This is a genomic window from Methylobacterium sp. V23 (assembly GCF_002917135.1).
Lineage (GTDB): Bacteria > Pseudomonadota > Alphaproteobacteria > Rhizobiales > Beijerinckiaceae > Methylobacterium.
In genome coordinates, this window is sequence record NZ_PDHT01000026.1 from 21,897 (window position 1) to 42,231 (window position 20,335).

At 68.5% G+C, this 20,335-nt stretch carries 21 protein-coding genes and 1 pseudogene; 18 read left to right on the plus strand and 4 right to left on the minus strand.

All coding sequences use genetic code 11. From position 1 onward, the window contains the following. Window positions 1–39: 39 nt before the first annotated feature. Window positions 40–792 carry an arsenical resistance protein ArsH gene (gene arsH, locus CRT23_RS20595; RefSeq protein ID WP_103711560.1) on the minus strand — a complete coding sequence of 251 codons (753 nt, stop codon included), beginning with the start codon at window positions 790–792 and terminating at the stop codon, window positions 40–42. A 50-nt stretch (window positions 793–842) separates the two neighbouring features. On the opposite strand from arsH, the gene CRT23_RS20600 reads away from it, so the two are divergent. From CRT23_RS20600 to CRT23_RS20660, 13 genes and pseudogenes are all read left to right on the plus strand, one after another. After that, window positions 843–1,202: a metalloregulator ArsR/SmtB family transcription factor gene (locus CRT23_RS20600; RefSeq protein ID WP_181017412.1), complete on the plus strand. Its 360-nt coding sequence runs from the start codon at window positions 843–845 to the stop codon at window positions 1,200–1,202. After that, window positions 1,195–1,722 carry an arsenate reductase ArsC gene (locus CRT23_RS20605; protein ID WP_103711562.1) on the plus strand — a complete coding sequence of 176 codons (528 nt, stop codon included), beginning with the start codon at window positions 1,195–1,197 and terminating at the stop codon, window positions 1,720–1,722. The genes CRT23_RS20600 and CRT23_RS20605 overlap by 8 nt, the downstream gene beginning before the upstream one ends. Next, window positions 1,722–2,147 (plus strand): arsenate reductase (glutaredoxin), encoded by a 426-nt coding sequence (gene arsC / locus CRT23_RS20610; RefSeq protein WP_103711563.1) that lies wholly within the window; start codon window positions 1,722–1,724, stop codon window positions 2,145–2,147. The genes CRT23_RS20605 and arsC overlap by 1 nt, the downstream gene beginning before the upstream one ends. Window positions 2,148–2,183: 36 nt before the next feature. Beyond that, window positions 2,184–3,479: an arsenic transporter gene (locus tag CRT23_RS20615; RefSeq protein ID WP_103711564.1), complete on the plus strand. Its 1,296-nt coding sequence runs from the start codon at window positions 2,184–2,186 to the stop codon at window positions 3,477–3,479. Between the two features lie 7 nt (window positions 3,480–3,486). After that, complete coding sequence (locus tag CRT23_RS20620; RefSeq protein WP_103711565.1) at window positions 3,487–4,659, plus strand: MFS transporter; 1,173 nt, start codon at window positions 3,487–3,489, stop codon at window positions 4,657–4,659. Between the two features lie 101 nt (window positions 4,660–4,760). After that, window positions 4,761–5,147 carry a metalloregulator ArsR/SmtB family transcription factor gene (locus CRT23_RS20625; RefSeq protein ID WP_103711566.1) on the plus strand — a complete coding sequence of 129 codons (387 nt, stop codon included), beginning with the start codon at window positions 4,761–4,763 and terminating at the stop codon, window positions 5,145–5,147. Continuing rightward, entirely contained in the window at window positions 5,144–6,124 is a 981-nt protein-coding gene (locus CRT23_RS20630) for an arsenic resistance protein (protein ID WP_103711567.1), read from the plus strand. The genes CRT23_RS20625 and CRT23_RS20630 overlap by 4 nt, the downstream gene beginning before the upstream one ends. Window positions 6,125–6,134: 10 nt before the next feature. Beyond that, window positions 6,135–6,359 (plus strand): annotated as a pseudogene (locus tag CRT23_RS29255) (MFS transporter); the annotation flags it as partial. A 53-nt stretch (window positions 6,360–6,412) separates the two neighbouring features. Beyond that, window positions 6,413–6,784, plus strand: a complete 372-nt coding sequence (locus CRT23_RS20640; RefSeq protein ID WP_103711596.1) for a hypothetical protein — start codon at window positions 6,413–6,415, stop codon at window positions 6,782–6,784. 82 nt (window positions 6,785–6,866) lie between these two features. Further along, window positions 6,867–7,262, plus strand: coding sequence for a FixH family protein (locus CRT23_RS20645; RefSeq protein ID WP_103711568.1), 396 nt, complete (start codon window positions 6,867–6,869; stop codon window positions 7,260–7,262). Next, window positions 7,259–8,761 (plus strand): efflux RND transporter periplasmic adaptor subunit, encoded by a 1,503-nt coding sequence (locus tag CRT23_RS20650; protein WP_103711569.1) that lies wholly within the window; start codon window positions 7,259–7,261, stop codon window positions 8,759–8,761. Before CRT23_RS20645 ends, CRT23_RS20650 begins: the two co-directional genes overlap by 4 nt. Further along, a complete protein-coding gene (locus tag CRT23_RS20655; RefSeq protein WP_103711570.1) occupies window positions 8,758–11,925 on the plus strand; it encodes a CusA/CzcA family heavy metal efflux RND transporter in 3,168 nt (1,055 codons plus the stop codon). Before CRT23_RS20650 ends, CRT23_RS20655 begins: the two co-directional genes overlap by 4 nt. A 17-nt stretch (window positions 11,926–11,942) precedes the next feature. Continuing rightward, window positions 11,943–12,419, plus strand: a complete 477-nt coding sequence (locus CRT23_RS20660) for a DUF411 domain-containing protein (protein ID WP_103711597.1) — start codon at window positions 11,943–11,945, stop codon at window positions 12,417–12,419. Window positions 12,420–12,426: 7 nt separating this feature from the next. Here CRT23_RS20660 and CRT23_RS20665 read toward each other — a convergent pair whose 3' ends face one another. The 3 genes from CRT23_RS20665 to CRT23_RS20675 form a co-directional block, all read right to left on the minus strand. Further along, complete coding sequence (locus tag CRT23_RS20665) at window positions 12,427–12,663, minus strand: hypothetical protein (protein ID WP_103711571.1); 237 nt, start codon at window positions 12,661–12,663, stop codon at window positions 12,427–12,429. Beyond that, window positions 12,663–12,869, minus strand: a complete 207-nt coding sequence (locus CRT23_RS20670; RefSeq protein ID WP_103711572.1) for a hypothetical protein — start codon at window positions 12,867–12,869, stop codon at window positions 12,663–12,665. The genes CRT23_RS20665 and CRT23_RS20670 overlap by 1 nt, the downstream gene beginning before the upstream one ends. A 166-nt stretch (window positions 12,870–13,035) precedes the next feature. Then, complete coding sequence (locus tag CRT23_RS20675) at window positions 13,036–13,776, minus strand: NYN domain-containing protein (RefSeq protein WP_103711573.1); 741 nt, start codon at window positions 13,774–13,776, stop codon at window positions 13,036–13,038. Between the two features lie 368 nt (window positions 13,777–14,144). Between CRT23_RS20675 and CRT23_RS20680 the strand changes: the two genes are divergently transcribed. The 5 genes from CRT23_RS20680 to CRT23_RS20700 all read left to right on the plus strand — a co-directional run bounded on the left by CRT23_RS20680 (window position 14,145) and on the right by CRT23_RS20700 (window position 20,299). Next, window positions 14,145–14,354: a heavy-metal-associated domain-containing protein gene (locus CRT23_RS20680; protein WP_103711574.1), complete on the plus strand. Its 210-nt coding sequence runs from the start codon at window positions 14,145–14,147 to the stop codon at window positions 14,352–14,354. Window positions 14,355–14,446: 92 nt separating this feature from the next. After that, a complete protein-coding gene (locus CRT23_RS20685) occupies window positions 14,447–14,920 on the plus strand; it encodes a hypothetical protein (protein WP_103711575.1) in 474 nt (157 codons plus the stop codon). A gap of 90 nt (window positions 14,921–15,010) precedes the next feature. Continuing rightward, window positions 15,011–16,750 carry an efflux RND transporter periplasmic adaptor subunit gene (locus CRT23_RS20690; RefSeq protein WP_103711598.1) on the plus strand — a complete coding sequence of 580 codons (1,740 nt, stop codon included), beginning with the start codon at window positions 15,011–15,013 and terminating at the stop codon, window positions 16,748–16,750. A 12-nt stretch (window positions 16,751–16,762) separates the two neighbouring features. Continuing rightward, window positions 16,763–19,909, plus strand: a complete 3,147-nt coding sequence (locus tag CRT23_RS20695; protein WP_103711576.1) for an efflux RND transporter permease subunit — start codon at window positions 16,763–16,765, stop codon at window positions 19,907–19,909. Window positions 19,910–19,933: 24 nt separating this feature from the next. Next, a complete protein-coding gene (locus CRT23_RS20700; protein WP_103711577.1) occupies window positions 19,934–20,299 on the plus strand; it encodes a hypothetical protein in 366 nt (121 codons plus the stop codon). The last annotated feature ends 36 nt before the right edge of the window (window positions 20,300–20,335 follow it).

Here is a 20,335-nt window from a genome sequence, read left to right on the forward strand (position 1 = left end):
TGTCACGCACGAGATAGGCGGCCCATCCGTCCAACCCGGTCACGAAGGTCGTTTTACGAACCCGATGTCGACCGCCACGGCCTTGAGGCGCTCAGGCTCGCGCTCTTTCCGTTCGGAGTAGCGGTCGACGAGATAGGAGGAACGCTCGCGGGTCAGGAGCGTGAACCTGACCAGTTCCTCACAGACGTCGACCACCCGGTCGTAGAGCGGCCCCGGCTTCATCCGACCGGCGTCATCGAACTCCTTGTAGGCCATGGGCACCGAGGACTGGTTGGGGATGGTGATCATCCGCATCCAGCGCCCGAGGATGCGTAGGCCGTTGACGGCGTTGAACGACTGCGAACCGCCGGAGACCTGCATCACCGCTAGGGTCCGGCCTTGTGTCGGGCGCACCGAGCCCTCCGACAGGGGGAGCCAGTCGATCTGGCTCTTGATCACCCCGGTCATGTTGCCGTGACGCTCGGGACTGACCCAGACATGCCCCTCGGACCAGATCGAGAGGTCGCGCAGTTCCTGGACCTTGGGGTGGTCAGCGGTCGCGTCGTCCGGCAACGGCAGGCCGTGCGCGTCGTAGATCCGCACCTCGCCGCCCATCGCCTCCAGGAGGCGTGCGGCCTCGTAGGCTAGGAAGCGGCTGAACGACCGCTCCCGGAGCGAGCCATACAGGATCAGGAAGCGTGGGGCGTGGGTGAACGGTGCCTGCACCTGCAGGTCGGTCGCCGTCGGCACTACGAAGTGCCCCTCGCTGATGTTGGGCATTCCGTCGGCGAAGAGCTGTTGCGGCTTGTCCAAGACGTTTCGTTCCTCTACATTTCAATGATGGTTGAGATATTGACATCATGATGGACGAACGGCAAGCCGTCGCCGCCTTTGCAGCCCTCGGCCAGGAGCACCGCCTGCGCGTCGTACGCCAACTCGTGACCGCCGGCCCCGAAGGCATGGCGGCCGGCGCGCTGGCCGAGGCGGTCGGCGTGTCAGGGACCAACCTGTCGTTCCACCTCAAGGAGCTCTCGCATTCCGGGCTGGTCACGTCCCGGCGCGAGGGTCGCTCGATCATCTACAGCGCGGCCTACCCGGACCTGTCCGAGCTCATCCAATTCCTGATGCGCGATTGCTGCCAGGGCCGACCCGAGGTCTGCGCCCCCGCCGTCGCGGCCCTCGCCGCCTGTTGCCTGCCTACCGGAGACACCGCCCATGCCTGACCACGTCTACAACGTCCTGTTTCTCTGCACCGGCAACTCCGCTCGCTCGATCCTGGCGGAGTCCATGCTCAACAAGGAGGGCCAGGGACGCTTCCGGGCCTTCTCCGCTGGCAGCCAGCCCAAGGCGGACGTGAACCCGCTCGCCGTTCAGGTTCTGAGCGAGACGGAATACCCGACCGAGGGGCTGCGCTCGAAGTCCTGGGACGAGTTCGCCGGCCCCGATGCGCCGGTCATGGATTTCGTCTTTACGGTCTGTGACAACGCCGCCGGCGAGGCCTGCCCCTACTGGCCCGGCCAGCCGGTGACGGCTCACTGGGGCATCGAAGACCCCGCCTCGGTCGAGGGTACGGACCTGGAGCGCAAGACGGCCTTCGTGACCGCGCAGCGCTACCTCAAGAACCGCATCTCGGCTTTCGTGGCGTTGCCGCTGGCCAGCCTCGATGGGGTCGCCCTGTCCGCTAAGGTGCGCGAGATCGGCCAGCAGGCCGGCGCCACCTCGCCCCGCGCGGAGGTCGCGTGATGGACGTCGTCATCTACCACAACCCGGATTGCGGCACGTCCCGCAACACCCTGGCCTTCATCCGCAACGCCGGCATCGAGCCGCACGTGGTCGAGTACCTGAAGACGCCGCCGAACCGGCTCCTGGTGCGACAGCTTGCCGAACGCGCCGGCGTCACGGTCCGCGATCTCCTCCGCGAGAAGGGAACGCCCTACGCCGATCTCGGGCTCTCGGACCCGAGCCTGACGGACGATCAGCTTCTCGACGCCATCGCCGAGCACCCGATCCTGCTGAACCGCCCCCTGGTGGTGAGCCAGAAGGGCGTCGCCCTGTGCCGGCCCTCGGAGAAGGTCCTCGACCTCCTGCCGGCCCAGCAGGGCGAGTTCGTCAAGGAGGACGGCGAGCGCGTCGTCGACGCGCACGGGCGCCGCGTCGCCACCGCCTGATCCGCTCCACGTACCCAAGAACAAGAAACGGTCCCGATGCTCGCGCTCGCCATCTTCGTGGTCACCCTCGTCTTCGTCATCTGGCAGCCGAAGGGTTTCGGGATCGGATGGAGCGCCCTCATCGGGGCCGCTGTGGCGCTCGCCACCGGGGTCATCAGCCCCGGTGACATCCCTGTGGTCTGGCACATCGTCTGGGACGCCACCTTCACCTTCGTGGCGCTGATCATCATCTCGCTGCTCCTCGACGAAGCCGGCTTCTTCCATTGGGCGGCGCTCCACATCGCCCGCTGGGGCGGCGGCCGGGGACGCCTGCTGTTCCCACTGGTCATCCTGCTCGGGGCGGCCATCGCGGCGGTGTTCGCCAATGACGGGGCGGCCCTCTTGCTCACCCCCATCGTGCTCGCGATCCTGCTCCGGCTGGACTTCAAGCCGGCGGCGGCGCTGGCCTTCATCGTCGCCTGCGGGTTCGTGGCAGACTCGACAAGCCTACCGTTGGTGATCTCGAACCTCGTCAACATCGTCTCGGCAAACTTCTTCGACATCACCTTCAGCCGTTATGCGGCCGTGATGGTGCCTGTGAACCTGGTCTCGCTCGCCGCGACCCTGGTGGTGCTGTGGCTGTTCTACCGGCGCGACCTTCCAGCCACCTACCCGGTGGCCGAGCTCGAAGCGCCGCGCCACGCGATCAAGGACCCACTGGTCTTCCGAGCGGCCTTCCCGCTCCTTGGTCTGCTTCTGGTCGCCTACTTCGTGACGGCACCGTTCGGCGTGCCGGTCTCGGTCGTCACCTGCGCGGGGGCGCTCGTCCTCCTGGCGCTGGCCAACCGCAGCCGGGTCATCCCCATCCGCAAGGTCCTGACCGGGGCCCCCTGGCAGATCGTCCTGTTCAGCCTCGGCATGTACCTCGTGGTCTACGGCCTGAAGAATGCCGGGCTGACCGACTACCTGGCGCAGGGGCTTGTCTGGCTCTCGGGCTTTGGCCCATTCGTCGCCACCATCGGGACCGGGTTCGCCGCCGCCATCCTATCCTCAGTGATGAACAACATGCCGAGCGTGCTCGTGGGTGCGCTCTCCATCCAGCAGGCTCCAGATCTCTCGCCCCTGATGCGCGAGCTCATGGTCTACGCCAACGTCATTGGCTGCGACCTCGGCCCGAAGTTCACCCCCATCGGGAGTCTGGCGACCCTGCTCTGGCTGCACGTGCTCGACACCAAGGGCCAGCACATCACCTGGGGCCAGTACATGCGGGTGGGTCTGGTCATCACGCCACCGGTGCTACTCGTCACACTGGCCGCCCTGGCGCTCTGGCTCCCCATGCTCGGGGCTCGGTAGCGCGCCGATGGCCTCGGCTCGCCGCTGGCCCGTGATCTCGGCTCTGGGCGTCGTCCAGATCCTGACCTGGGGCTCTTCGTTCTACCTGCTTTCGGTGCTGGCCGCTCCGATGACGCAGGACACGGGATGGCCCTTTGGATGGGTCATCGGCGGCCTGTCCCTTGGGCTCCTCGTCGCGGGCTTGGTCTCGCCACGGGTCGGAGCGTTCATCGGGGAGCACGGCGGCCGGCCGGTGCTGGCCTTCGCCGCCATTGCCCTGGCGCTGGGCCTGACGGGCCTTGCACTGGCCCCGAACGTTGCGGCTTACCTGGCGGCTTGGCTTCTCGTCGGTCTGGGCATGGGCACCGGACTCTACGATCCGGCCTTCGCCACCCTCGGGCGTCTCTACGGTGCCGAGGCCAGGCCAGCCATCACCACGCTTACCCTGTGGGGCGGTTTCGCCAGTACGGTATGCTGGCCGCTCTCGGCGTTCCTGATCGAGCAGGTGGGTTGGCGGGGGACCTGCCTCGCCTATGCCGGGCTGCACCTCTCGGTCACGTTGCCCCTCGTTCTGCTCGTGATCCCCAAGCCGCCCATACGTATCGTCACACGACTGGCAGGCGCGAACCCCGCCATCCGGCTTGAGGGACGGGAGCGTCGTGCATTCCTCCTCATGGCAGGGGTGCTGACCCTCGGGGGCACGGTGATGGCCATGGTCTCGGTGCACCTCATCACCCTGCTCCAGGCCCGTGGTGTGGCTCTCACCTCGGCCGTTGCCTACGGCGCCCTGATCGGACCGGCACAGGTAGGCGCGCGCATCGTCGAGATGGCTGGCAAGGGCCGGCACCATCCCCTCTGGACCCTGACCGCCGCCATGATCCTGGTGGTCTTGGGGGTCGCGATGCTGACGGCCGGCCTACCCTTGGTCGGGCTGGCGCTGGTCCTCTACGGGGCCGGCAACGGGATCTATTCGATTGCACGGGGTACGGTCCCCCTGGCCCTGTTCGGTCCCGAGCGCTACGCCGCGCTCGTCGGCCGGCTCGCCCGTCCAGGGCTGGTGGCGCAGGCGCTGGCACCCTCCGTCGGAGCCGTGGTCCTGGCCCAAGGTGGCGCGAACGCCACCTACGCCCTGCTCAGCGTCCTCGCCGTAGCGAACGTCGCGCTTGCCCTATCCCTCTGGCGCGTCCGGCCCCGAACCTAGCAAGCCGACGGTTGCCGTGACCCAGTCCCCGATCAAATCCTTGCCTTCGAACCGGTTCATGCCTATCGACGCTTAAACGATTCCACAAAGGTTTAAGTGTCGTGCAAGAGAAGCAAGCGCTCGATGGCTTCGCCGCCATCGCGCAGGAGACCCGCCTACGCATCATCCGCCTGTTGGTCACCGCCGGCGCGGACGGCATGGCGGCCGGTGCCATCACCGAGGCCATCGCGGGCGCCTCGGCGCCGCGCATCTCGTTCCATCTCAGCCACCTTGAGAACGCCGGCCTCGTGGTCGGCCGACGGGAGGGGCGGTCGATCATCTACAGCGCGGTGTTCACGGCCCTGTCCGACCTGGTGGCCTTCCTGATGCGCGATTGCTGCGAGGGACACTGCGAGGTCTGCGACCGAGCCATCGCCCTGTTCGCCCGGTGCACGGGCCGGCCGCAAACGATGTCCGGGTCCCCCAGGATCGCTTGCGAGGAACCATGAGCAACCTGCGTGATACCCTCGAAGGCAACCAGATCGGGATCTACTTCGCGGCCATCGGCGCCGCTGCGCTGATCGCCCTGACGCTGCCCGGCACCACGGCCCTTGAGGTCGGGATCAACCCGGCGCTGGCGCTGATGCTGTTCGTCACCTTCCTTCAGGTGCCGTTGCCTGAACTCGGAAAGGCTTTTGCGCGAGTCCGTTTCCTGGCGGCGCTCCTCGCCACGAACTTCATCGTGGTGCCCTTGCTGGTGGCCGGCCTGATCCGGTTCCTGCCCGAAGCCCCCATGCTGCGGCTGGGCGTGCTCATGGTCCTCCTCACGCCGTGCATCGACTACGTCGTGACCTTCGCCCATCTTGGTCGGGCCGACGCCAAGGTGCTGCTGGCCTCCACCCCGGCGTTGCTGATCGCGCAGATGCTGCTGCTGCCGGTCTACCTGAATGTCTTCCTCGGCGAGGACGCCGCCAGGTTCGTCCAGGTCGGTCCGTTCGTGCATGCCTTCTTCTGGTTGATCGCCGTCCCTCTTGGGCTCGCCGCCGCCGTGCAGCTCTGGGCCGGACGCAGCCCTGCCGGGCAACGGATGGCTACGGGCCTCGGACTCCTGCCGGTGCCGGCGACCGCGCTGGTCCTGTTCGTGGTGATCGCGTCCGTCCTGCCCCAGCTCGGACCCGCCCTCGACGATGCCCTACGAGTGGTCCCCGTCTACGTCGCCTTCGCCGTGGCTGCCCCGCTGCTGGGTTGGGCTGTCGGGCGCGCGTTCCGCCTGGATGCCCCCACCGTCCGCACGCTGGCCTTCAGCGCCGCCACCCGAAACTCCCTGGTGGTCCTGCCGCTGGCGTTTGCGGTTCCGGGTGCCGTGCCACTCCTGCCCGCCGTCATCGTCACGCAGACGCTGGTCGAACTCCTCAGCGAACTCGCCTACGTCCGCCTGATGCCCAGGCTCGGCCCAACGGCGGCGTCGCCGGTCCCGGCCGTCTAGGTCGACCCCGATGAGACGGCGGAGCGTACCCGTGATCCCACATCGCCACCGTCTCGTGGTGATCTCGGCCCTTGGCTCGATCCAATTCCTGACCTGGGGGGCCTCGTTCTACCTGCTGTGCGTGCTCGCCAACCTGATATCGGAGGACACGCGGTGGCCTCTGAGATGGGTCATCGGGGGCCTGTCCCTCGGCTTCCTCGTCGCGGGTTTGGTCCCTCCGCGGGTGGGGCTTTCGTCAGGTAGTCCCTGTCCCTTCCGCGCCGACACGCGATGTGGCATCGTCCGTTCGTGACCTTTTGGCTCGCCCTTCGGCGGTTGCTACCGCTCCTGGCGGTACTCGGCCTCGCCCTTGCGCCGGTGACCGCATCTGCGGCCGCCGCGGGCATGCGCGCTCCGAAGGCCGATCAGCGTCACGCCATGGCGATGCCCGACGAGGCCATGGACGAGATGCCGTGCTGTCCCAAGGAGCGGTTAAACATGCCCGATTGCTCCAAGGGCTGCCCCCTGATGGCGCTCTGCCTGGCGAAGGTCGCCACCGGGCTGCCGGTCGCCGTCGGACTTCCGGGCCGCGTTGCCGGCGTCGAGGGGCCGACCTGGGGCGTCACTGCCTCCTTCGACAGCCTGTCGCAAGGGCCGCCCACCGAGCCTCCCCGAGCCTGAACCCGATGCCGCCGGCGCCTGCGCCGGCAGATCCCGCGCGCCTGAAGGCCCGGGTCCCATCGTTTTCAGGAGATCATCCACCGTGTCCAAGACATCGTTTTCGCGCGCCCTCACGGCTGCGCTGCTCGGCCTCGCCCTCACCGCCGCCGCCCGGGCCGACACCCAGGACTACGAGTTCCAACTCGTGAAGGACGAGGCGAAGCAGGGTGAGGCCATCCTCGACGTCCGCCTCGTCGACAAGCGCACGTCCAAGCCCGTGCCGAACGCCGTCATCTTCGCCAAGCGCATCGACATGGCGCCCGACAGCATGGAGGAGATGACCTCCAAGATCGAGCAGCTCCCCTCGCCGGAGCCCGGCATCTACCGGTTCAAGGCGAAGCTGACGATGGCCGGCGGCTGGCGTCTCTCGCTCGGAGCCAAGGTTCAGGGCGAGACCGGCACCGTCGAGAACAAGCTGGTGTTCAAGGCCACCAAGTGAGCCGGTCGGCTTGGGCAGCCGGGACCCTCGCCGCGCTCGCGGCGGGGGTTTTGGGGTATGGCGCGGGGCATGAGGGCAGTCCCGTGCCGGCGCTCGTCCAGCAGGCGCGGACCGGGTTCGCCCATTGGCTGCCGGGAACCCGGCAGCCCTCTTCGGTGCCCGCTCGGGTCCCGGCCAGGGCGACGGGACCAGTCGTCTACTACCAGGACCCGGACGGGAAGCCGGACTACGCCGCGGAGCCCAAGCGCACGGCGGACGGTCGAGACTATCGCGCCGTCCACGCCAGCGAGGACGTGCGCTTCGACGAACCCGACGAGGCGGAGGCAATGCCCGACGCCGGGCACGGCGACATGGCCATGGCTCAGGCCACGCCCCCTGCAAGCGCCCGCAAGGTGCGCTTCTACCGGAACCCGATGGGCCTTCCGGACACCTCGCCGATTCCGAAGAAGGACTCGATGGGAATGGACTACCTCCCCGTCTACGAGGAGGAGGACACCGACGACGGCACCGTGAAAATCTCGCCCGGTAAGCTCCAGCGCACCGGGGTCCGGACGGCGGTCGCCGAGCGACGCGTCCTGTCGATGCCGGTGCGCGCGCCCGGCGCCATCGAGGAGGACGAGCGCCGGATCTCGGTGATCGCGATGCGCACCGACGCCTTCATCGAGAAGGTCGAGGCCGTCACCACGGGCGACCACGTCCGCAAGGGCCAGCCGCTCCTGCGCCTGTTCTCGCCGGAGATGAACGCGGCCGCCGCGCAGTACCTCACCGGCATCGGCTACGAGGGCGCCCGTCGGCGCCTGGAGAACCTCGGCATCCCGCCCGAGGTCATCGACGAGATCGAGCGATCCCGAAAAGTGCCCTCGACTATCACGTGGTCGGCGCCCCGCGACGGCGTCGTGGTCGAGCGCAACGTCTCGGACGGGATGCGCGCCAAGTCCGGCGACACACTGTTCAAGCTCGTCGACCATTCCCGGGTCTGGGTCCTGGCCGACGTGACCGAACGCGACCTGGCGGCCGTGGCGGAGGGCCAGACGGCGACCGTGCGCGCCCGGACGTTTCCGGATCGCGTCTTCACCGGCGCGGTGACCCGGATCTACCCGCACCTCGCCATGGGGACCCGGACCGCCCGCCTGCGCATCGAGCTGCCCAACCCGAACGGCGACCTGCGCCCGGGCATGTTCGCCGATGTGACGATCGCCACGGGCAGCGACAAGCCGGTGGTGGCGGTGCCCGACGACGCGGTCATCGACACCGGCACGAAACAAGTCGTCCTGCTCGACAGGGGCGAGGGCCGCTTCGAGCCGAGACCGGTCAGGCTCGGCACCCGTGGCGACGGCTACGTCGAGATCCGCGACGGCATCGCCGCGGGCGAGCGGGTGGTGACGTCGGCCAACTTCCTCATTGATGCCGAGAGCAACCTGAAGGCGGCCCTCCAAGGTCTTTCCGAGCCGAAGCCCGATCCCGGGCCGCAAGCCGCCGCCGAGGGGAAGGCGCCATGATCGCCCGTCTCATCGCCTGGTCGGCGAGGAATCTGGTGCTCGTCCTGATCGGGACCGTTTTTGCCGTCGGAGCGGGGCTCTACGCCCTGAAAACCCTGCCGCTCGACGCGATCCCGGACCTCTCGGACGTCCAGACCATCGTCTACACCGAGTACCCCGGGCAGGCGCCCCAGGTCATTGAGGACCAGGTCACCTACCCGCTGACCACCGCCATGCTGACGGTGCCCCGGTCGAAGGTCGTGCGCGGCTTCTCGTTCTTCGGGGTGTCGTTCGTCTACGTCATTTTCGAGGACGGCACCGACCCGTACTGGGCCCGCAGCCGGGTGCTCGAATACCTGAACACCGTGGCCAAGCGCCTTCCGGCCGGCGTGACCCCGACCCTGGGACCGGACGCGACTGGGGTCGGCTGGGTCTACCAGTACGTCGTGGTGGCTAAGGAACGGACGCTGGCCGAGCTCCGCTCGCTCCAGGACTGGGTCGTGCGCTTCGGGGCGTCGCGTGCCGAGGGCGTGGCGGAGGTCGCGGGCGTCGGCGGCTTCGTGAAACAGTACAACGTCGTCGTGGACCCGAGCCGGCTCCGGGCGCAGGGCATCACCCTGTCGAAGCTCCGGGACGCGATCCGGTCGAGCAACGCCGACGTCGGCGGCCGCACCGTCGAGCTCTCCGAGTTCGAGTTCGTTGTCCGTGGCCGCGGGTATCTCAAGACCGTCGCCGACATCGAGAGCATCGTCCTGAAGACCGAGGCGGGCACCCCGCTGCGGGTGAAGGACGTGGCTCGGGTCGAGCTCGGTCCCGACGAGCGCCGCGGCATCACCGAGATGAACGGCGACGGCGAGGTCGCCGGCGGGATCGTCCTGCAGCGGTTCGGGGCCAACGCTCTGAACGTCATCGAGAACGTGAAGGCGCGCCTTTCCGAAGTCGCCGCCAGCCTGCCCAAGGGCACGGAGATCCTGCCGGTCTACGACCGCTCGCACCTGATCGAGGCGGCCATCGAGACCCTAAAGGGCACGCTGATCGAGGAGAGCGTCATCGTCGCCCTCGTCTGCGTCGTGTTCCTGCTCCACGTCCGCAGCGCGCTGGTTGCGATCCTGATGCTGCCGGTCGGCATCCTAATGGCGTTCGCGGGCATGAAGGCCCTGGGGCTCGGGGCCAACATCATGAGCCTGGGCGGCATCGCCATCGCGGTCGGCGCCATGATCGACGCCGCCATCGTGATGATCGAGAACGCCCACAAGCACCTGGAGCGGGCGCCGCCGGACAAGCCCCGGGTCGAGATCCTGATCGAGGCCGCGGGCGAGGTGGGGCCGTCGCTGTTCTTTAGTCTCCTCATCATCACGGTGAGCTTCCTGCCGATCTTCACCCTGGAGAGCCAGGAGGGGCGCCTGTTCGGGCCGCTGGCCTTCACCAAGACGTTCGCGATGGCGGCGGCGGCGGTGCTGTCCCTGACCCTCGTCCCGGCGCTGATGGTCCTGTTCGTCCGCGGCCGGATCATCCCCGAGCGCCGCAACCCGGTGAACAGGCTCCTGATCTGGCTCTACCGGCCCCTCATCGCAGGCGTCCTGCGGGCACGGGTGCTCACCATCCTGCTGGCCGTGGTCGTCCTGGCGGCGACGGCGTGGCCGGCGAGCCGGCTCGGCTCCGAGTTCATGCCCGACCTCGACGAGGGCACCTTGATGTACATGCCCACCACGCTGCCGGGCATCTCGGTGACCAAGGCCGGTGACCTGCTCGCCACCCAGGGCCGCATCATCAAGTCCTTCCCCGAGGTGGCCTCGGTCTACGGCAAGGCCGGTCGGGCCAACACCGCGACCGACCCGGCGCCGTCCGAGATGTTCGAGACCATCGTCAACCTGAAGCCGAAGGCGGAGTGGCGACCCGGCGTCACGACGGTGAGCCTGAAGGCCGAGATGGACGCCGCGCTCCAATTTCCCGGGGTCTCGAATGCCTGGACCCAGCCCATCCGCGCCCGCATCGACATGCTCTCGACCGGCATCCGTACGCCGGTCGGGATCAAGGTGCTGGGGACGGACCTCACCGAGATGGAGAAGGTCGCCCGCCAAGTCGAGGCGGTGGTGAAGGCGGTCCCGGGCACGTCGAGCGCCTACGCCGAGCGCGTCCAGGGCGGCTACTTCCTCGACATCACCCCCGACCGCGAGGCGCTGGGCCGGTACGGCCTGACCGTCGGCGACGTGCAGGACGTGATCGGGATGGCGCTCGGCGGCGAGAGCGTGACCAACACGGTCGAGGGACGTGAGCGCTACACCGTCAACGTGCGCTACCCGCGCGCCTTCCGCTCCGACCCGCGGTCCATCGCCTCCGAGGTTCAGGTGTCGATCCCGAGCGGGGGGACGGTGCCCCTCGGCGAGGTCGCCAAGGTGCAGTTGAACCGCGGCCCGACGCAGATCCGAACCGAGAACGGGCAACTCGCGGTCTTCATCTACGTGGACGTCGCCGGTCGCGATCTCGGGGGCTACGTCGCCGAGGCGCGGGCGGCGGTGGCCAACGAGGTCAGGCTCCCCCAAGGCACCCTGGTGCAGTGGAGCGGTCAGGTCGAGTACCTCGACCGAGCGACGGCCCGGCTCAAGGTCGTGGTGCCGCTGACGCTGCTAATCGTGTTCCTGCTGCTCTACCTCAACTTCCGTCGGCTCACCGAGACGCTCATCGTCATGCTGTCGTTGCCCTTCGCCCTCGTCGGCGGGGTCTGGCTGATGTGGTGGATGGGCTTCAACCTGTCGGTGGCGGTGGCGGTGGGTTTCATCGCGCTGGCCGGCGTCGCCGCGGAGACCGGCGTGATCATGCTGGTCTACCTCGACCACGCGCTCGCCGAGGTGCGCGCCGATTGCGAACGCGACGGGCGGACGTTCACCCGCGACGACCTGCGGCGGGCGATCATGGTCGGCGCGGTCGAGCGGGTGCGCCCGAAGATGATGACGGTGGTGGCCATCATGGCCGGCCTCCTGCCCATCCTGTGGAGCATCGGCTCCGGCTCGGAGGTGATGCAGCGGATCGCGGTTCCCATGATCGGCGGCATGGTATCGTCGACCATCCTGACCCTCCTGGTGATCCCGGCGGTCTACGGGCTGGTGAAGGGATGGGGACTGCCGAGATCCGACATGCGGCCGGAATCCGTCGAAGGGCACACGATGTTCCTGGCCGCCGAATGAGAGGGGAAATCCAAATGATGAACGGGACGACGATAACATCGCGACGCGCCCTGGTGCTGGGCCTGGCGGCGTCGGTAGTCTTCGGGCGCCACGCCACGGCGCAGGACCTTCCGACCGTGGCCGTGACCAAGGACCCGACCTGCGGCTGTTGCGAGAAGTGGGTCGCCCACCTTCGCGAGAACGGTTTCACGGTGACCGTCACGGAAGGACCGGTGAACCCGCTCAAGGTCCGCCTCGGGGTGCCACGGGACCTCGCTTCCTGCCACACCGCCCAGGTCGGCGGCTATGTCGTGGAGGGGCACGTCCCGGCCGGGGCGATCAAGCGGCTCCTGGCGGAGAGGCCCCAGGGCACGGGACTGGCCGTTCCCGGCATGCCTGTCGGCTCCCCTGGGATGGAGGTCGAGGGCATGGAGCCCGATACCTACGAGGTGGTGCTGTTCGGGCCGGCAGCACGCAGCACCTTCGCGCGGTACAGCGGCGGCACTGCCATCTGAGACGCGGCTACAGCCTCTGAATGGGAAGGGGCGGCCTGATGCCGAGCCAACGATTTACGAAGATGTCGTCGACCACGTCCGCATCGACGACCATCACGCCACCCACCGCGTCGACGAGCGGCAGCATGAACACCTGACCGTCGCTGGTGAACCACCCGGAGCCGTTCACGTAGGTGTCGCCCGCGAACTCGCAGCCGACGGACATGAGGAAGGCGACGAGATCGGTCTCGCGGTAGGAGGCCATCAGCAGTGGGCGAGGCGTTCCTTGACCACGCGCATGCTTGCCCGCCGGTCCTTCATTCGCTCGATCATGTCGAGGGCGTCGGGGACGCCGGCCAGGGCCCTGTCCGGGTCGGGGTGCGAGACATGCAGTTCCGGCACGTCGGGAGAGGTGATCACGAACTCCGTCCCGACCTTCCGCTGAACGAGTTTGATGCCCTCGGCGCGCATTGCCGCTCACGCTCCCTGCTGCGTTCGTAAGATGCGCCTCAACGGCCGGTATATCAATCCGCAAAGGCCCATGCCGGTTCGCCAAGCTCCAGCAAGGTCCTAACACATCGCTTCATCTGAAACGATGAGGGGCCCGGGAGGATCCCTGGTAGTCACATGAGGGGATTCACCGCCCAAGCGACACGCCAAGCCTCGGCGCCGCTTGCCCGTTCGACTTCGCGGGCGACTTCGGTCGCTCGTCCCACATGACGTAGCCGGGCGGTGGGTCGTACTCGTGCGGGCGCAGGACGGCGGCCTGCCCCTCGACGGAGACCAACCCGGGAAACAGCGCCCGCTCGATGTGGTCCCGGTTAAGCGCGATCTTGTGCGCCGTGTGCGAGAGGATGTGCTGTGAGTGCGTCCGGCCCGGAGGGCTCACGCTGACGAGCCTCTTTCCCGGGAAACGCCTGGCGAAGAGCTGGGCGGTCGCAGCCTGGTCCGTATCCGCGGTCAGCAGGTAGGCGGTATCCATGACGTCGTGGACCGCATCGTCGTAGACGCTCAGGGCCAGGTTGATGTCCGTCGCCTTCTCGGTCGGCTTCTGCCAGGTGGAGCCGCAGTCCCTGCACCTGGCGTCCTCACGGCTGAAGTGTCCGAGGATGGTCTCGACGCCGACGAGTTTCAGGGCCTTGACCAGGCGTTCGTGGCGGACCTTCTTGCTGTGGTCCCCGGGGTAGTAGGCCGTGCAGAACACGACGCGGACGAGCGTCTCGGTCTGGCGCGGCAGGATGGTTTCCCCCAACTTCCAGAAGTTGCACCACTTCAGGAACGGCTCTCCTAAGTCATTGACGGAGTGGTATAAATTGAAACCATCGATGTAGAGTGCGGCCCGGATCTTGGATTTTTCGGCTTGACTATCCGACCCCATGCACTCATATCCGATCCGTCAACGCTGAACGGTGCGCCGCCAGCAACCCACGGGCTCCGGCCCGTGTGAAGCCCACAGGTTCCAACCTGTGGGCTTCTTTGTTCCCGATGTCTTTCTATGGTTCCTTCGCCTCTCATGGAACCTGTTTTTATCTGGCGCGTGACCGCTCCGGCGGACCAGGTTCCGAGGCTGGAACGGTCATGATCGTAGGTGCCGTCGCCATCCCGCTTCATGCGGTGGGAAGCTCCGGGGTGCCCCCCGGCTGCAGTCTCTCTTACGGACCCCTCGGCCCTGACATCGTCCCCTTGACCTTCCCACCATGGGAAGCCCCATATCGGCGTGACGTCACTCCAAAGAGGGGAACCGTCATGATCCGGCTCAAGGTCACTCGAATGAACTGCGGCGGCTGCGCCAGGTCCGTCACGCGAGCGGTCCTGGGCGTCGACCCGAATGCCACCGTCGACATCGACCTGGGCGGCGGCATCGTCTCCATCGCGTCGGCCTCGGATGCGACGCGGTTCGCCGACGCTGTCCGTTCCGCGGGCTATGGCGCCGAGCCGCTGAACGCCGCGGCTTGAACGAAGGACAAGTGGAAACAATATCGGCGCTCGGCCATTTGTGTCCCGGGGCGAGTATTCCTCGGCCCATCGAAACGGTGTAAGCAATCTTGATGAGACCCGACCGGCAACTCGTGCGCCTGATGGCGGCGATGATCGTGATGATCATCGCCTACGTCGCGCCGTCTGCCGTCCAGGCTCACGAAGGCCATCATCACGGTGGCCATGACCATGCCGCCATGACGCGGGCGGCCAAGGCGTCGGTCGCGCCGCTGGCGGCCCCCGCACCGCGCGACGTCGGTCGGTCGGCGGCTGCCGTCGATGCCACGCCCGTGCTGCTCAAGGCCGCGGTTCCCGCCCGGGTCGCCATCCTCCAGTCCGAGGACGCGGGTCGGGGTTGCTGCCCCGGTCCCTGCAAGGGCACATGCTGCGGGACGATGTCCTGCTGCGTTCCCGGCATCCTCTCAGCTCCAATGACCATGCCGACCCTTGCCTTCGGGCACGTCGTCCTGGTCACGCACGACGTCGACGGCCGCTCCGGCCTCGGCCCCGAGGCCCTGCCCAGGCCCCCACGAACCCTCGCGTAACGAACGGCGCGCCAAGGGCGCGCAACGGTCGGATTCCGTCCGCAAGCCGCGGATGTGCGTCCGGTGTTCGAACGCGAGGATGCCTCTTCCATGTCTTTTCGTATTGCCGCCGCCCTTGGCGCGGCGTGGCTGGCCGTCGCTTCGCTGGCGGGTCCCGCACGTGCCCATGAGGGGCACGACCACGGCGCACCGCCCCCGCCCGTCTCGAAGTCCATCGCCCCGCGCGGCGAGGCCGCGTCGGACGCGTTCGAGCTGACCGCCATCCCACGGGACGGGAAGGTCACGTTCTACCTCGACCACTTCCGGACCAACGAACCCGTCCGGGGTGCAGTCCTGGAGGTGGAGACGCCCGAGGGGCAGAGGACCGCCACCGAGACCGCCGAGGCGGCCTACGTGCTTCCCGCGCCCTGGCTCGCGCAGGCGGGATCGCACGACCTCCTGGTGACCGTCACCGCCGGAGAAGCGGTCGACGTCCTCACCGTCCCGCTGTCCATCCCGCAGACCCAGGCGCCCGTCGCCGCCCCGGCCGCAGCGCCGGCCGGCACCGCCATGGCCAAGGCGTCCGCCGCCGTCGCCGACCTGAAGGCCCGCCTCGTGGCCAAGGACCCCGTCCTGATGCTGACCGCGGCGGCCGCCTTCCTCCTCGGCATGCTGCTCACCGTGCTCACGCGGGGCCGGCGCAGCCTTCCCGCCGTGGCCATCATGGCGGTCGTCGTGACGCTGGCGCTCGGGAGCGTGGCCTTTGCCCATGGCGACGAGGACCACGGCGCCCCGGCCAAGGGCGAACCGGTTCAAGGCGCGGCCCTGCTCGACCCCGCGCAGCCGTCGTCCGACCTCGCCCAGCGCCTGCCCGACGGTTCGGTGTTCGTGCCCAAGCCGACCCAGCGCCTCCTGGTCCTGCGCACCACGATGACGGAGCAGGCGACGTTCCATCGGACGGTCGAGTTGCCTGGGCGCGTGATCCCGGACCCGAACGCCAGCGGCGTCGTGCAATCCTCCGTCGGCGGCCGGCTCTCGCCGCCGTCCTCGGGCCTGTTCCCGCGCCTTGGGACGACGGTGAGGAAGGGTGACGTGCTGGCCTACGTGACGCCGCCGGTGCAGGCGGTCGACGTCTCCGACATGCGCCAGCGCCAGGGCGAGCTCGACCAGCAGATCGACGTCTTCGAGCGTCGGGTGGACCGCTACCGCAAGCTCGCGACCACCGGCGCCGTCGCCCAGACGCAGCTCGACGACGCCCTCTCGGAGCTGAAGGGCCTGCAGGACCGCCGCGCAGCCCTCGACAAGGTCCGCCAGCAGCCGGAAGCCCTGGTCGCACCCGTGGACGGCGTGATCGCGCAGGCGTCCGCGGTGGCGGGCCAGATGGCCACGGCCGGCGGCATGGTCTTCCAGATCGTCGACCCGGCCCGACTCTGGGTCGAGGCCCTGAGCTTCGATGCCCTCACGCCGGCCGGGAACGCCACGGCGCGCTTCGCCGACGGGCGCACCCTGTCCCTCGTCTACCAGGGCACTGGCCTCGCCGACCGCAACCAGGCCATCCCGGTCCAGTTCGCGGTCAAGGGCAACACTTCCGGCCTGCGGGTCGGGCAGTTCCTCACCGTGCTCGCCGGCACGGACGCCGAGCAGTCCGGCCTCGCCTTGCCGCGTGCGGCCGTGGTCCGCTCCGGCAACGGGCAGGCCATCGTCTACGAGCACGTCGCCGCCGAGCGCTTCGAAGCCCGGCAGGTCCGCGTCGAGCCCCTCGACGGGACCAACGTGCTGGTCGCCGAGGGGGTGGGTGCGGGCAAGCGCATCGTCATTGAGGGCGCCGAGCTCCTCGATCAGGTCCGGTGAGGGGGCGCCGCCATGTTCAACGTCCTCGTCACGCAGTCCCTGCGCAACCGCCTGCTCGTCCTCGCGGTCGCCGCCGTCCTGATCCTGTACGGCGCCTTCACCGCCACCAAGCTGCCGGTGGACGTGTTTCCCGACCTGAACAAGCCCACGGTCACCATCATGACCGAGGCCGAGGGGCTCGCGCCGCCCGAGGTCGAGCAGCTCGTCACCTACCCCATCGAGACCCGGATGAACGGCCTGCCCGGCGTCAGCCGGGTGCGCTCGGTCTCCGGCGTCGGGCTGTCCATCGTCTACGTCGAGTTCGACTGGGGCACCGACATCTACCGGAATCGGCAGCAGATCGCCGAGCGCCTGACCCTGGTCCGCGACCAGCTTCCCCCGAACGTGACTCCGCAGATGGGTCCGATCTCCTCCATCATGGGCCAGATCCTTCTGGTGGCGGTGACCGGCGACAACGCCACCCCGATGGAGGTGCGCGAGGCCGCCGACTTCATCCTGCGGCCGCGCCTCCTCACGATCCCGGGCGTCGCCCAGGTCATTCCCATCGGCGGGGAGGTGCGCCAGTTCCGCGTCAGTCCCAACGTCGCGGCCATGCGGGCGCTGGGCGTCACGAACGCCCAGCTTGAGGCGTCGCTGACCCAGTTCGGCACCAACGCCGGCGGAGGGTTCACCGACCAGTACGCCCGCGAGTACCTCATCCGGAACATCGGCCGGACGATGAGCCTCGACGATTTGCGCAGCGTCGTGGTCGCCAACGTCGGCGACGCGCCGGTCTACCTGCGCCAGGTGGCGGACGTCTCCTTCGCCCCCAGGGTCAAGCGCGGCGACGGCGGCTACATGGGCAAGCCCGCGGTCATCGTCTCTGTCGAGAAGCAGCCCGACGTCGACACCGTCAAGCTCACGCGCGAGATCGAGGCGGCCCTGAAGGAGGTCACCGCGACCCTGCCGAACGGCATCAAGGCCGACCAGATCCTGTTCCGCCAGGCGAACTTCATCGAGACCTCCATTGCCAACGTCGAGCGCGTGCTCGTCGAGGCCATCGTGGTGGTGGCCATCGTGCTGTTCGCGTTCCTGCTGAACGTGCGCACCACGGTCATCTCGCTGACCGCCATCCCGGTCTCGATCCTGGCGACCGCCATCGCCTTCCACCTCGCCGGCCTGTCGATCAACACGATGACGCTGGGCGGGCTGGCCATCGCCATCGGCGAGCTCGTCGACGACGCCGTGGTCGACGTCGAGAACATTTTTCGACGGCTCGGCGAGAACCGGGCGGCCGGCTCGCCGCGCTCGACCTTCGAGGTCGTGGTCGCTGCGTCCTCGGAGGTGCGTTCCGGCATCGTCTACGCGACGATGATCATCGTCCTCGTGTTCGTGCCCCTGTTCGCCCTGTCCGGGATCGAGGGGCGGCTGTTCGCGCCCCTGGGGCAGGCCTACATCATCTCGATCCTGGCGAGTCTGCTGGTGTCGGTCACCTTGACGCCAGTGCTGGCCTATTACCTGCTGCCGGGGCTCAAGAGCCTTGCCGAGCACGACAGCGCCCTCCTGCGATGGTTGAAGCGTGGCAACGCCCGGCTGCTCGGGATCGCCTTCCGGCACCAGCGGGTGCTCGTTGCCACGGTGGCCATCGCGGTCGTCGCGGCCGGCATCGCCGCCTGGAACCTGCCGCGGGCCTTCCTGCCGCCCTTCAACGAGGGCTCGTTCACCGTCAACACGACGTTCAATCCGGGCATCTCGCTCGCCGAGAGCAATCGCGTCGGGTTGATCGCCGAGAAGCTGCTCCTCGACATCCCGGAGGTCGCCTCGGTCGGACGCCGCACCGGCCGGGCCGAGCTCGACGAGCACGCCGAGGGCGTCCATTCCTCCGAGATCGAGGTGGAGCTCAAGGGCGGTGGCCGGCCGAAGGACGCCGTGGTGGCCGACATCCGGCAGCGCCTGTCCCGGCTGCCGCTCTCGGTGAACGTCGGCCAGCCGATCTCGCACCGCCTCGACCACATGCTGTCCGGGGTCCGGGCGGAGCTCGCCCTGAAGATCTTCGGCGAGGACCTCGACGCCCTGCGCAGCGTGGCCAACGACCTGCGCGACCGCATGGCAAAAATCCCGGGTCTGGCCGACCTGCAGGTCGAGAAGCAGGTCCGAATCCCGCAATTGGAGATCCGGGTCGACTACACCCGGGCGGCCCTCTACGGGGTCCAGCCCTCGGCGGTGGTCGAGCAACTCAGCCGCCTCTCCAACGGGCGCGTCGTCTCGACCGTGGCCGACGGCTACAAGCGCTTCGACGTGCTCCTTCGCCTGCCGGAGCGCCAGCGCACGACGCAGGGGCTGAAGGACCTGCTGATCGAGACCCCGTCGGGGTGGGTGCCGGCACGCCAGGTCGCCGACATCCGCGAGACGGACGGGCCGAACCAGATCCTGCGGGAGAACAGCCGGCGCCGCCTCGTCGTCCAGGCCAACACCGACGGTACGAGCGACATGGCCACCATCGTGGCGGCCATCCGGCATCAGGTGTCCGAGGCCAAGCTCCCCCCGGGCTTCTTTGCAAGCCTGGAGGGGACGTTCCAGGCACAGGAGGAGGCGAGCCGGACCATCGCGGCCCTGTCCACCCTGTCCCTCGCCCTGGTCTTCGCCATCCTCTACAGCCGCTACCGCTCGGCCGTGCTGGCGCTGATCATCATGGGCAACGTGCCGCTCGCCCTCATCGGCAGCGTGCTCGCGCTGTGGCTGGTGGGGCAGCCGCTCTCGGTGGCGTCGATGATCGGGTTCATCACCCTGACGGGCATCAGCGCCCGCAACGGCATCCTGAAGATCAGCCACTACCTGAACCTGTCGCTGCACGAAGGCATGCCGTTCGGGCGCGACCTCGTGGTGCGGGGCAGCCTGGAGCGCCTGACGCCGGTGCTGATGACCGCCCTGTCGGCCGGCGTGGCCCTGGTGCCGCTGCTCTACGACGCCGCGACCCCGGGCAAGGAGATCCTGCACCCGGTCGCGGTGACCATCTTCGGCGGCCTGATCAGCGCGACCCTCCTCGACACGGTGCTGACGCCGGTCCTGTTCCTGCGCTTCGGGCGGGCGCCGTTGGAGCGCCTGCGCGCCGCGCAGGCCGAAACCCCCGATGCCCCCCGTCCGGACGGCGCGAAACCGCGTCCGGTCGAGGCGTTCTGATCCACCCCACGAAGGAGAGTACCGATGATCCCCTGGAGAATGGCCCTGATGGCCGGGGCGCTGGTCGCGATGCCGGCCTGCGCGCACGAGACGGCCGGCCAGCACGGCGGCCGCGTCACGGATGCCGGCAAGTACCACGTCGAGCTCGTCGCCAAGGGCGAGACGGTCGACGTGTTCGTGTCGGACGGAAGCCAGAAACCGGTCCCGGCGACCGGTTTCAAGGGCACCGCCATCCTCGTCGTCGGCGGCAAGCCGGCCCGCGTGCCGCTGGAGCCGACAGACGGCAACCGCCTCTCGGGCAAGGCGTCCGTGGCGCTCGGCGACAGCCCGAAGGGCGCCGTCCAGCTCACCGCCCCCGACGGCGCGACCGCCAGCGGCAAGTTCAACTGATCCACCCGTTCGATCCCGACCCAAGAAGGAAACGCA